The 12,557-nt window shown below is 70.6% G+C and carries 11 protein-coding genes; 2 read left to right on the forward strand and 9 right to left on the reverse strand.

What is annotated here, in order from left to right; all coding sequences use genetic code 11:
• Positions 1-19 precede the first annotated feature (19 nt).
• The 4 genes from AC5P09_RS26425 to AC5P09_RS26440 all read right to left on the reverse strand — a co-directional run bounded on the left by AC5P09_RS26425 (position 20) and on the right by AC5P09_RS26440 (position 4,639).
• Complete coding sequence (locus AC5P09_RS26425; RefSeq protein ID WP_493876260.1) at positions 20-262, reverse strand: hypothetical protein; 243 nt, start codon at positions 260-262, stop codon at positions 20-22.
• Positions 263-761: 499 nt separating this feature from the next.
• Positions 762-1,391 (reverse strand): TetR/AcrR family transcriptional regulator, encoded by a 630-nt coding sequence (locus AC5P09_RS26430; RefSeq protein ID WP_493876261.1) that lies wholly within the window; start codon positions 1,389-1,391, stop codon positions 762-764.
• A gap of 62 nt (positions 1,392-1,453) precedes the next feature.
• Positions 1,454-3,508, reverse strand: coding sequence for a galactose-binding domain-containing protein (locus AC5P09_RS26435; RefSeq protein WP_493876324.1), 2,055 nt, complete (start codon positions 3,506-3,508; stop codon positions 1,454-1,456).
• 192 nt (positions 3,509-3,700) lie between these two features.
• Positions 3,701-4,639 (reverse strand): SDR family NAD(P)-dependent oxidoreductase, encoded by a 939-nt coding sequence (locus tag AC5P09_RS26440; protein ID WP_493876262.1) that lies wholly within the window; start codon positions 4,637-4,639, stop codon positions 3,701-3,703.
• Positions 4,640-4,786: 147 nt separating this feature from the next.
• Between AC5P09_RS26440 and AC5P09_RS26445 the strand changes: the two genes are divergently transcribed.
• On the forward strand, positions 4,787-5,653 hold the full coding sequence (locus AC5P09_RS26445; RefSeq protein ID WP_493876263.1) for a helix-turn-helix transcriptional regulator: 867 nt from the start codon (positions 4,787-4,789) through the stop codon (positions 5,651-5,653).
• Positions 5,654-6,140: 487 nt separating this feature from the next.
• On the opposite strand, the gene AC5P09_RS26450 is transcribed toward AC5P09_RS26445, so the two are convergent.
• Positions 6,141-6,716 (reverse strand): phosphatase PAP2 family protein, encoded by a 576-nt coding sequence (locus AC5P09_RS26450; protein ID WP_493876264.1) that lies wholly within the window; start codon positions 6,714-6,716, stop codon positions 6,141-6,143.
• Complete coding sequence (locus AC5P09_RS26455; protein ID WP_493876265.1) at positions 6,709-8,091, reverse strand: diacylglycerol/lipid kinase family protein; 1,383 nt, start codon at positions 8,089-8,091, stop codon at positions 6,709-6,711. Before AC5P09_RS26455 ends, AC5P09_RS26450 begins: the two co-directional genes overlap by 8 nt.
• A 390-nt stretch (positions 8,092-8,481) precedes the next feature.
• Here AC5P09_RS26455 and AC5P09_RS26460 point away from each other — a divergent pair, with 390 nt between their 5' ends.
• Positions 8,482-9,561, forward strand: coding sequence for an SGNH/GDSL hydrolase family protein (locus tag AC5P09_RS26460; RefSeq protein ID WP_493876266.1), 1,080 nt, complete (start codon positions 8,482-8,484; stop codon positions 9,559-9,561).
• Between the two features lie 28 nt (positions 9,562-9,589).
• Here AC5P09_RS26460 and AC5P09_RS26465 read toward each other — a convergent pair whose 3' ends face one another.
• The 3 genes from AC5P09_RS26465 to AC5P09_RS26475 form a co-directional block, all read right to left on the reverse strand.
• The gene (locus tag AC5P09_RS26465; protein ID WP_493876267.1) at positions 9,590-10,249 is read right to left on the reverse strand and encodes a YceI family protein; all 660 of its coding nucleotides are present in this window, start codon (positions 10,247-10,249) and stop codon (positions 9,590-9,592) included.
• A 218-nt stretch (positions 10,250-10,467) separates the two neighbouring features.
• Positions 10,468-12,060, reverse strand: coding sequence for a solute symporter family protein (locus AC5P09_RS26470; RefSeq protein WP_493876268.1), 1,593 nt, complete (start codon positions 12,058-12,060; stop codon positions 10,468-10,470).
• On the reverse strand, positions 12,054-12,413 hold the full coding sequence (locus AC5P09_RS26475) for a DUF485 domain-containing protein (protein WP_493876269.1): 360 nt from the start codon (positions 12,411-12,413) through the stop codon (positions 12,054-12,056). The genes AC5P09_RS26470 and AC5P09_RS26475 overlap by 7 nt, the downstream gene beginning before the upstream one ends.
• Positions 12,414-12,557 lie beyond the last annotated feature (144 nt).

Raw genomic sequence — 12,557 nt, forward strand, 5'->3', positions numbered from 1 at the left:
CCGGTGCCCTCGCCCGGCCTCACGCTCGCTTCAGCATCACCACGAGGCCGGCCGCCACCAGCCACACCGCCAGCAGCATCGGGGTCAGCCAGGCACTGAACGGCCCCGCCAGGCACAGCACACCCACGACGAGAGCGGCCCAGGTCAGCCACGAGGGCAGCATCGCGACACCTTCGGTGCCACGGGAAGTGCGCCAGAGGGCGAGCAGCAGCACCGCGGCGCCCACCATCGCCGCGACGAGTCCCCCGTACGCCACGTCCATCAGCAGGATCGCGATCAGGGCCGGGTACGACCCGGAAGACGTCGACGTGGTTCGCCGTGATGCCGTAGATGTTCCCGGCGATCGCCGCGACCATGAGAAGCACCACGAAGACGGTCCCGCCCGTGAGCGCGAGGGTGGAGCGGCCGCCGGCGGCGCGTACCAGTACCGGCAGGAAGCACAGGAACGCCAGTCCGGCCGCGAGCAGCAGCAGGGCGGAGGTCTCGGCGAGTGCCTGGTTGCTGTCCTTGGAGTAGAACGTCACGACCTCACGGATCGCGTCGTCGTCCTCGGTGTCCGGCGTTCGCCAGGTCAGGACATGGCCGGCGATCATCAGTGCGCCGGCCAGGATCCCGGCGATCCCGGCCCACAGGGGCCTGCTTTCTCCCGCCCGGGTGGATTCCTCGCTCTGCGACGCCGTCATGGTGGCCTCCCGTTGGAGAGTCCCCCGAGATAGTCGTTTCCTCATCCCATCCTGCGCCGGAAACGGACATGGCGCCCCTCAGTGAAGGACGTCCGGCCGGGGCGTCGAGGTGCTGTCGGCGTCGACCAGGCCGGCGATGTGGGCAGTGATCGTGTCGAGGATGTCGGTCCAGGTGGTCGCGTCGCCGAGCACCAGGTAGTTGAGGGTCAGGCCGTCGGTCATGGCGGCCAGGTAGCGGGCCAGTACCGGGACGGGGACGCGGAGTTGGAGGCGCATGTCCTGGCGGAGCTGGTCGATGAGCTCGGTGTAGGCGTCGGCGTACAGCTCGTACTGGCGTCGCGCCAGGTGCTCGAACCCTGGCTGGCGCAGGGCGTACTGGGTGAGTTCGTAGGTGAGCATGTGTTCGTCGGGATGGGCGCGGACGTGGTCCCAGTACGCCTGGAAGCCGGCCCGGACGGTCTCCTCGAGCGTGGCTCTGGGGCGCAGGGCCTCCTTCACCAGGGTCACGTAGTGGTCGGTGATGGTGGTGATCACGGACTCGATCAGGGCCTGCTTGGAGTCGAAGCAGTAGTGGAAGACGCTCAGGGACACGTCCGCCTCGGCGGCGATGGACCGGGTCGTCGTCTTGGCGACGCCGTCCCGGGCCATTGCCCTGATCGCCGCTTCGGTGAGCTGCCGGCGCCGTTCCACCAACGGCATCCGAGCCATATGCGCGTCCTGTCCTGGTGCTCTCGTGCTCTTGCCGGGTTCTTGCCGGGTGGGGTCGGCCGTCAGCTGCTGTGGACGCCCACCTCGTGGAGCGAGTATCCCCAGTCGGTGCCGCGGTCGAGGCCGAGGACGCGGACGTAGCGGGCGGGCGTGCCGGCGAACCGGGCCGTGTCCAGGCCGCCGTCACCGGCGGTCGTGGACCAGGCGGTCCGCCAGCTCACACCGTCGGTGGAGAGTTCGATGCGGTACGACTTCCCGTACGCGCGTTCCCAGTCGAGCGTGACGCGTCCGACGCGGTGGGTGGCGCCGAGGTCGATCCGCAGCCACTGGTCGTCGCTCCAGTCGCTGGCCCAGCGGGTGCCGCCGTCGCCGTCCACGGCCCGGCCGGGCGCGTAGCTGGTGACGGGGTTCGACTCCGCCGAACTGGCCGCGGCCGCGGCGCCCTTGGCGAGGTTCACCCCGGCCTGGTGCCGCTCGGACGCTCCCCAGGAGTCGAGGTAGGACTCCGCGCCGCCGAAGAGGTCGTCGACCACGTCCTGGCCGCCGACGCGGCGGATGTCCTCGATCCAGTCCGGGACGAGGCCGGCGTGGGCGGCCCCGTCGGTGTTCAGGTCCCAGGTGCGCTGACCGGTGGTCTGCTTGTCGATGACGGAGCCGCCGTCGACGCTCTTGAACGGGTACGTGACCTTGTCGGCGGCGTCCGCGCCGCGCGGGGCGGGATGGTCGCCGATACCGTTGAAGTCGGTGCCGTAGCCGTATCCCACGCCGTACTTCTCGCGCAGCGCGTCCGTGCGCTTCGCCTCCGCGCTGAACTCCTCGGAACCGTGCATGTACTGGGCGACGAAGCCGCCGAGCGCGTAGACCCGCTCGGTCCAGTTGAGGTCCATCCAGCTGTGCGAGGAGAGCACGCCGGGATACGAGGCGGCCTCGAAGATGTCGAGCACCCGGCCGGTGGCCTTGACGCTCATGTGGTCGATCTCCAGCATCATCTTGCGTTTCATCATGCCGCGCACGGCGTACTCACCGAGGTCCGTGAGGCCGCGGACGTTGCACTGGGCGTCCGCCTCGTACTCCGGGACCTCGACTCCGTCCGGGAGGTCCGCCTCGGCCTCGGTCGCCGCGCCGCCGATGGGGTTGTCCTTCTGCGGACCGGTGCACTTCTCCGTCCGCCAGAAGGTACCCGTCGACAGGAACTGGCCGACGTTGATCGCCGTACCGAGCCCGTGCTCGTCGAAGCGGACCCCGCACAGCGCGTTGTCGAACTTGTGGCACAGGAACATGCTGCGCACGCCCAGCCCGTACAGCTCGTCGAGCCCGGCGTCGATGTCGGCCTTGCTGCACTGCGCGATGTCCAGGATCTGCTTGCAGCCGAACGGCTCGGACGTCTCGACGCCCAGGATGACCGCCAACTTGCCCTGCTCGATGACCTGTCGGGCCTGCGCGCTGTCGAGGACGATCCGGAACCAGCCCTTGCCGGGGCCGCCGTACATCTTGTCGATGTACGCCTGCAGGTCGTAGGTCAGCTTCGCCTGGAGCCGGATCGACGTCATCTCGTCGCAGCCGCGGTCCTTGAAGGGGTACACCGAGCAGATCATGCCGTTGGTGACGAGGTCGTTGACGAGGACGCGCTGTCCGCCGCGCCAGGCCCGCTCCACCCAGGCGTAGTAGTTCGCCTGATGGGTCATCGAGTCGTACGCCGGCCAGTCCTTGAACGTCGGCCAGCCGACCGGGTCGTGCCTGCCGTCACCGCCGTGGGTGATGTAGTCGAAGATCGCGAGCGTGCCGTCCGGGTAGTGCTCGGGACAGTCCTTGAGCGCGTCGGCGACGCCCGCCTCGGAGAACGTCTTGCCGCAGATGAGCCGGCCGCCGAAGGCCTCGTTGGACATCAGGTGATTGTGCGCGTCGACGAACCCGCGCACCTCGCCCTCGGCGTTGGTGCCGGTGAACGGCTCGCCGCTGACGTTGATCTGCGAGTCCGGCGCCGGCCGTGCGGTCGGTACCCACCAGTCGGTGCCGGCCGCCGAACTCGGCGTGGGGCCGAGGGTCATGGCCAGCACGAGGAGGAGCAGCGAGACGACGGTGACGTCTTTGCGCCTGCGGTACGGGCGTCCGGTCATGGTCACTGCCCACGTCCCTCGGTCGGCGGGGTGGCGCGGTCGAGGAGCCCGACGATCCCGGGACCCGGAGGCGGGATTGTCATGACCGGCGCAAGATATGCGACGAGGATCGCGACTGGAGGCGCTCCGAGTCAAGGGTCCGGGACAAGTGACCTGATGAGGCGGTGGCGCCGCAGGACGCCGATTCTCACCTCAGGGCGCATCCGTCCTGGCGGCGTGTGCCTCGGTGAACCGTTCGGCGGCAGCCCAGAGTTCGGCTTCGCGCTGTGGGTCGTAGGACTCCCGCGACGAGCGGTCCACCCGGGCGCGGTCGACGTAGGAGCCGGTCGGCGCCCGTGTCGTGCCGAGGACGACGTCGGCCAGGCAGCGGCCCGCGGCGCTCCGGCTGGTGGCGAACGGGGTGAGGGTCAGCGTCGGCAGGACGCGGCGCATCGCGAACCGGGAGACGGGGTCCGCGTTGCGGGCGAGACCGGTGCCGGGGACGAAACCGGGGTTGTAGGCAACGGCGTCGATCCCGGCCGGCAGGCGGCGCGCGTACTCGTGCACGAGGTAGAGGGCGGCCAGCTTGCTCGTCGAGTACGCGGTGCGGCCGGCGGCGGTGGTGTCCGGCTTGGGGAAGGCACCCGCGCGGGCCAGGACGTCCGGGGACCTCCAGGACGGGCCGGGCACCATGCCCAGGTTGTGCCGGAAGTCGCCGAAGTGGGTGTCGCTGGTGGTGATCACGATCCGCGCGGGAGCGGCGAAGCGGTCCCGGAGCAGCCGGACGAACAGGTGGTTGGCGAGCACGTTGACGGCGAAGGTGGACTCGAACCCGTCGGGTCCCTCGGTGAGCGCGTTCGTGTACTGGATGCCCGCGTTCCCGACGAAGCCGCGCAGCGGCGGCAGTTCACCGCCGTCGAGCCGGTCGCGGATCCCGATGGCCGCCGCGCCGACGCTCTCCAGCGAGCCGAGGTCCGCCGCGACGTACGAGACCCTGTGCCCGCCCGCGCCGAGTTCCGCGACGAGCTGCGCACCGGAGGATCCGCGGGCCACCACGAGCAGGTGCGCGTCCGGAGACCGGCGCAGGATGTGCTCCGCGGCGACACGGCCGATCCCGCGGCTCGCGCCCGTCATCACGATGGTGTGTTTCATGGGGACTCCTCAACTGCTCAGCTGTGGGCGCCCGGTTCAGGCGCATCTCCACACTCGCCGCCGCTGACCACCCCAACCAGTGCCGTCCCCGTCACTAGGACTGGCAGTACCCAGGCTGATGCGGCGCCGGGCGGCGAGAATGAACCCATGGCTGCCTCCCGTTCCGACTTCGCCGCACTCCTGCGTGCCTGGCGCGACCGCCTCTCCCCGGCCGACGCGGGCTTCACCGTGACGGACGGCCGTCGTGCTCCGGGACTGCGCCGCGAGGAACTCGCGCAGCTGGCCGGGCTGTCCGTCGACTACGTCCTGCGCCTGGAGCAGGGGCGCGCGAAGAACCCCTCGGCCCAGGTCGTCGGTGCCCTCGCCCGGGCCCTGCAGCTCTCCCGCGCCGAGCGCGACCAGCTGTACCGCGGCGCCGGGCTCCTGCCGCCGCGGGACGGGACGGTCAGCACCCATGTGCCCGCGGGGATCCAACGGCTCGCCGCGCGCCTGGGCGACGTCCCGATCGGGGTGTTCGCCGCCGACTGGACCCTGGTGTGGTGGAACACCGCGTGGAGCGCCCTGCACGGCGACCCCACCATGGTCCCGGCCGCCGAACGCAACCTCGCCCGCGCCCTGTTCGGCAACGGCCTCGCCCACGCCGCGATGCTGCCCGTGCAGTCCGAGCGCGGACAGGACGCCTTCGAGGCGTCGATCGTCGCCGACCTCAAGGACGCCGCCTCCCGCTATCCCGGGGACGCCCAACTCGATCGTCTCCTGACGGAACTGCGAGAAACGTCCGGCACCTTCGCCCGTCACTGGGCCACGCAGACGGCCGCCGTCCAGCACACCACCGACCGCAAGACGATCCGGCACCCGGAGACCGGCGACATCCTGCTCGACTGCGACGTCCTCGTCGTCCCCGGCGCCGACCTGCGCATGGTCACCTACACGGCAGCGACCGGAAGCAGCGACGCGGGGAAACTGGACCTCCTGCGCGTCATCCGTGGCCGTACCGCCACCGCGCCCCCTTGACCGGCGGCCGCGGGCCGGCATGCCGAGGCCGGCTGGGCGGGGGCGCCGCTGCAGCCGACCGCGACAGATTCGGTCGGCGCCTTTCGGCGGGCGAGGGCGGGAGGCCGCAGCCGCTGAAGTCGGCCCCGCCTCGCTCCACTCGGTGGGCGGCGCGCTCGATGCGGCCGGTCTTCCCCAGCCCTTGGTCCCCAGCTCCTGGCCGCTGTCGTGCGCCGCTGCGGGTCGGCTTCCGCAGGAAGACTCCCGGGCTGTTGCCCGGAGGTTGCGTCCCGTGCACGCCAGGAAGGTTCTGCGGCGCCCCCGGGCCTCGGCACGCCCCGGTCACGCCCGGCGGGAGGCGGATCCAGTTCGTGGATCCGCCCGCCTCCCGTGCCCGTGGCTCGGCGTCCGCGCCGTCACGCGTCCGGGTACCACGGCACCGCGGCCGGTCGCGGCGGTTCGGTGCCTCTCCATGTCCCCGTCCCTGGGCGGCGGAGCGCGCCCCTGCTCAGTCGTCCCAGCGGGCCGCCGCGAGGACCGCGGCCGCCGCACCTGTTCCCAGTACGGCGCCGGCGACGACGTCTCCCGGGTAGTGCACGCCGGTGTGGATCCGTGAATAGCCCACCGCGCAGGCCAGCAGGCCGAGGGGAACCGTGGCTGCCGGGAACGCGGGTCCCACGGCCGCGGCGAAGGCGACGGCCGAGGCCGTGTGGCCCGAGGGGAAGGACGCGGAGGCCGGCATGGGCACGTGCCGCCACGGAAACGGCGAGTCCTCGGCGCGGTGGGGCCGGGGCCGGCGGACCAGACGCTTGCCGAGCAGGTTGGCGGTCGTCGAGGCGACGCCGACGGCGGCGAGGCCGAGAACGGCGGCGCGACGCGGCCGACCGGGGCGCAGCGCCAGGAACCCGGCGACCATGAAGGAGATCTTCGAGTGGTCCGCCGCCGCGGACAACCGCCGCAGGGCGGCGTCCAACGCGGGCGTCCTGGTGACCGTCACGGCCTCGTAGAGCGCCTGGTCGAGGGCGGCGAGATCACGCATCAGACCTCGCTGTGACCGGTCGTGCGGCAGCGGGCGGTCAAGCATCGCTCTGCTCCTGGTTCGTGCGGATCGGAAGGGGATCGTGGCCGAGTGCGAGGCGGACCACCCGCCGCCAGTCGACGGAGGGCGCGACGTACGAGGCGCCGGGACGATGTCTGGGCACGCGCACGCGCAGTGCGCCGGGACGCACCGTGCACACCACGGGAGGGGGCAGGGTGAGCGCTTCACCGTCGACGGCCACCGGAATGAGCTCCTCGTCGGCGTTCACGACCACCCGACGCGACGTCAGGGAGGTGATGCTGCTGGCCCGTTCACCGCGCAGCGCCAGTTCGGCGGCCTGCGCCGCGCCCTCCACCCGGATCGCGATCACGCCGAGCGTGCCCCCGTCGAGCCGCGGTCTGCGCCCGCCGCCGAGGGGGTCGGCCCGTCCGTAGGGGTTGTTGCTCACCAGCAACGTCTGCGGGGCGTGCACGCGGGCGTCGTCGGTCTGGACCTCCAGGACCGTGCCGGTCTCGCCGACCAGCAGGCCCGGCAGCTGGTCGAGCGCGGTGGCCGCCTTGGCGTCCCGGTAGTCGGGACTCTGCACGATCTCCGCGTACGCCCCGAAGGAGACCGTGTTGACGAACGGCCGCCCGGCCACGTCGCCCAGGTCGATACGGAGTTCCACGCCGTCCGAGAGGGCGTCCAGGCCGCTCACCGGGTGGTCGCGGTCCAGGCCCAGGTCCATGGCCAGGTGGTTGCGGGTCCCGGCCGCCAGGACGACGAACGGCACCCCGTGCTCGGCCGCCACTCCCGCCACCAGGGCCTGCGTACCGTCACCGCCCGCCACGCCGAGCAGGTCCGCGCCCTCGGCCACGGCCCGCCGAGCCAGCGTCACCGCGTCCGGTCCGGCGTCGAGGTCGAGCATCATCACGCGGGCGCCCAACGCCTCGGCCCGCTCGGCCAGCCCGTGCTGGGAGACCTTTCCGCCCCCGGACCGCGGGTTCATGATCAGTACCGGGCGGCGGGGCGGCCGGGCAGAACGGGAGCGTACGCCGTGCGGCTTGCGCAGGCGCCGCAGCGCGCTCCTGGCGCAGGCCAGCGCCGCCGCCCACAAGGCGAGCGCGGTCACCGCCACCGGCCACAGGCCCGATACGGCGTACAGCATCAGGACACCTACGGGTGCGGCCAGCGCCAGCAGGGCACCGAGCAGGCGCGCCACTCCCCGGTGCGCGAGGGCCCACCAGATGCCCGCGCCGGCCAGGGCGAGTCCGGCGAGGCCGAGCAGCAGGATGAACCACTGGCCGGCGCCGGCGACCACTGACGCGACGGCGCCGGCCACGCACAGCAGGGCGAGCCGGGCCAGCGCTCGCGCGGACCCCTCGTGTCTGTCGGAGCCGTCCGGCTCGGCCTCGCTCGTGGTTCGTCGGTTCGCGTTCATGGTGCGTCGGGGGGCCCTCGGGGTTCCGGCGTTCCGCATACACGGTGTCATCGGTATGCACGGTGTCATCGGTCTCCCTGCGTACCTCGGGTCCCTGCCCTGGCTCTCCCTCCATGGTCATAACGGCCGACAGGCTCGGCATCCCGACGTCCCTGGCACCGGTGCCGCGCGAACGGGCGCGCCGGTGTCTCGGTGGTCGCAGGGCCAACGATCTCATGAGGGCCGCCGACCGCCGGGACCAGGTTTTCGCCAGGGGTTGACGGAGGCCTGAGTGGCGGTCACTTTCTATGGAACCGAGTCACGGGAGCGCTCTCATGACTCCATGCCCACGCCGCCATCACAGAGGAGGGCCACATGCACACGCCTGGCCGCTTATCCAGGAGAACGTTGATGACCGCCGCCGCTGCGGGCGCCGTCGCCGCGATCGCCCCTCCCGCGCAGGCATCCGGCGCGCGGACCCTGTACCACACGGTGGGCCGGGTCAAGAGCGCCGCCGACGGGTGGGTGCGATACACCTGGCCCGGCATCTGCTTCGAGGGCCGCTTCCGCGGTACCGGCGTCGGCATCGCCCTCGACGACGCCGACAACGACTACGACGTCCAGATCGACGGAACGACCCTCGCCACGCTGGTCACTCCGGGCCGGACCCTCTCCTGGGTCGACGGCCTCTCCGACGCCGAGCACGGCGTGCGGCTCGTCAAGCGCACCGAGAGCCCGTGGGCGGCAGGCCGGTTCGGCGGGTTCGTCGCCCCTCCCGGTGGCGCCGTCCTCCCCGGGCCGCGGGCGCGGAGCCGGCAGATCGAGTTCATCGGTGATTCCTTCACCGCCGGATACGGCAATGTCTCCGGCACACGCGACTGCTCGACCAACGGAGGAGTGAACCGGAACAGCAACGCCGACCTCTCCTTCGGCGCCCTCACCGCCCGAAAGCTCAATGCCGACTACCAGATCAACGCCTTCTCCGGCCGGGGCATGGTCCGCAACTACAACGGCAGCAGTCCTGATACCGACTTCCGCACTTACTACGATCGGGCGCTGCTGAACGTCGAGGGCGATGTCTGGCGGAATCCCGGCACCTGGCGGCCCCAGGTGGTCGTGGTCGGTCTGGGCATCAACGACTTCTCCACGCCGCTCAATCCCGGCGAGCGCTGGAGCACGGAGGACGAGCTGGTCGCCGCCTACGAGACCGCGTATCAGGGCTTTCTCGACAAGCTGCGCGCCCGGTACGGCCCGAAGACCTTCATCGTGGTCAGCGCCGCCCACCTGTCCAACACCACGGCGTTCACGCGGGCCGCCCTGCGCATCGTCCAGGAGCGCAACCGGCAGGGCGACGACCGGGTCCGCCACTGGTACTACGACGACCCCGGTCTGGACCACCTCGGCTGCGACTGGCACCCCTCCCTCAACGACCACCGGATCATCTCCGGCCTGCTCGACGACTACCTCGCCGGCCTTCCGCTGCACTGGTAGCCGGACGGAGACCGACGTCCGAATTCCGTCAGCCGACGGGCGGAGTGCGAATTGCGGCGATGTCGAATTGGAGACGCACCTTTTCACTCACCATGGCACCGCCTTCGGCCAGTCTGGTGCTGTACGTCAGGCCCCATTCGGAGCGGTCGATGGTGGTGGTGCCGTCGAAGCCGACACGGTCGTATCCGAAGGGGTCGGTGACGTGGCCTATGTAGGTGAGTTCCAGGACGACGGGGCGGGTGGAGTTCTTGATGGTGAGGTCGCCGGTCATGCGGTAGACGTCGGCGTCCGCGAGTTCGACCGAGGTGCTGGTGAAACGCATGCGTGGATAGGCCCTGGCGTCAAGGAAGTCACGGCCCACCAGGTGGGCGTCCCGTTGTTCCACGCCGGTGTCGACGCTGGCGGTGTTGATGATGATTTCCGCCTGTGAGCGGGCCGGGTCGCGGCCGTCGAAGTACAGGCGGCTCTGGTATTCCGTGAAGGCTCCGCGCACCGTGGTGACCATGGCGTGGCGCACGGAGAAACCGATCCTGCTGTGGGCGGGGTCGATGACCCATTCCCCGGTCAGCGTTGCCAGTGCGGGATCCAGAAGGGCTGTGGTGGCGGCAGCCGGTGACGCTGTGGGGGGCTTGGGAGCGGTGGCCGGTTCCGTGCGGCGGAACGGGGTGCCCCGGCTGAACAAATTCATGATTCATCTAAGTACTGCACATAAGTTGTTGCCGCAAGCCCGCATCGAGTGACTGAGCTTTCCGGAGCCGTACCGCACAACCTGGGCACCTCCTGCGCATGGATGGGGAACGAAAACTCCACACATTCACCATCCGGCCTCAAAGGGACGGAGGAATGGACCGACCGTCTGTTGACCCACGCTGCTACGACTTGTCGGTCCAAACGCCTCGAACACCTCTAGTCGACTCCCACGAGGGTGCGGACCTCGAAGTCCTCGTAGGTCTCCGGGGGTTCGGGCCGGCTCAGTACCGATCCGAGCCAGCCCAGCAGGAAGCCGGCCGGGATGGAGACGAGACCGGGGTTCTGCAGCGGGAACCAGGCGAAGTCGGCGGACGGGTAGAGCGAGCTGGGGGTGGAGGAGACGACGGGCGAGAAGACGACGAGCAGGACGGAGCACAGGAGGCCGCCGCAGAGGCTGAGCAGGGCGCCCTGTGCGGTGAAGCGCCGCCAGAAGAGGGTGTAGACGAGTGTCGGCAGAATGGCGGAGGCGGCGATGGCGAAGGCGAGGAATGCCAGGGTGGCGGTGTTGGCGCCCCAGGAGATGAGGGCGAGCAGCATGCCGAGGACGCCGATGACGACCGCCGCGAGCCGGGCCACGGCGAGTTCCTCCGTCTCCTTCGCCCTGCCCTTGCGAATCACCTCGCCGTAGAGGTCGTGGGCGAGGGAGGAGGCCGCGGCCAGGGTGAGGCCCGCGGCGACCGCCAGGAGGGTGACGAAGGCCAGGCAGGACAGGAGGGCGGTGAGGACGGCGCCGCCCAGGTCGTACGCCAGCAGCAGAACGGCCGCGTCGCCCTTGCGGTCGGTCTGCGCGATGGCGTCCCGGCCGACGATGGCGGTGGCGCCCAGGCCGAGAATGCCCGCTGCCAGGCAGACCAGGCTGACCAGGCCCATGGCCCACACCACGGAGGAGCGCAGGACGCTGCTCGACTTCGGGGCGAGCAGCCGCATCATCACGTGCGGGAGCGCGGCCAGGCCGAGGACGATGGCCAACTGCAGGCTGAAGAAGTCGAGTTTGCTGGTGGTGCTGGCGCCGTAGCGGAGCCCGGGTTCCAGGAAGCGCGTACCCGAGCCGCTGTTGTCCGCCGCGGCGGCGAGCAGGGCGTCGATGTTCCAGTCGAAGCGGTTCAGCACCATCACGGCGGTCACGGTGACACCCGAGATCAGCATCACGGCTTTGACGATCTGGATGAACGTGGCGCCGGGCATGCCGCCGATGGCCGCGTACACGATGACGATGGTGCCGATGACGACGACGCACAGGGTGCGGGTGGTGGCGCTGGGTTCGCCGGTGAACTGGGTCAGCAGGGCGACGCTGCCGACGAGTTGGGCCACCAGGTAGAGGGTGGTGATGGCGAGCGTGCACAGGGCCAGGGCAAGTCGTACCGGCCGCTGCATGTGCTTCAGGCGCAGCGCCAGGGTGTCGCCCAGCGTGTACTTGCCCGCGTTGCGCAGGGGTTCGGCGACCAGCAGCAGAACCATCATCCAGGCGACCGCGGTGCCGCACAGGTACAGCAGTCCGTCGTATCCGGTCAGGGCGACCAGGCCGGTGCTGCCCAGCAGGGTCGCGGCCGACAGGTAGTCCCCGCACATCGCCAGCCCGTTGCGCAGCGGGCTCATGGTGCGGTTGCCGAGGTAGAACTCGCTGATCTCGTCGCGCTGCGGTGCGGTCAGCAGCGCGGTGAACAGGGTGACCACGACCACGGACAGGAAGAGCACGAGCGTCAGTTGCAGGCCGAAGCGGTCCACGACCGCGGCGCCGGTCGTCACCACGGGCGGAACTCCCCCGCCCCGGGGGCCACCGGCGGTTCGGCCGCCGCTCGTCCTCGTGCCGCGACCTCGTCGTGGTGGCGCGCGAGTCCGCGCAGGCCGCGGGTCACCGGTGTGACGCGGGTGCGCATGTGGACGAGGTAGCGCCACACGATCACCGCCATCATCACGAACTGTCCGAGCCCCAGGGCCAGTCCGAGGGTGAGGTGACCGCTCAGGGAGCTGTTCATCAGCCCGGGCGCGAAGCTGGACAGCAGTACGTAGAGAAGGAATCCACCGACGGCGACGGCCGTCGAGCGGCCACCGAATCTGCGGTGGGCGCGGCGGAGGGACTGGTACGCGGGATCGTGGGACACCGATCGTTGCCCCGCACGTTCGGGAGTCGACAAAATGGCACCTTCATGCTCTGCGCGGACTTTGTGGGGGGTTCGTGAATCCGAAATTCGCGTGATTCGCATTTCCGGTGGACTGCGGGCCCTGTTCGGCGACCGGCTCATACG

It is taken from the genome of Streptomyces sp. a15, assembly GCF_059026085.1.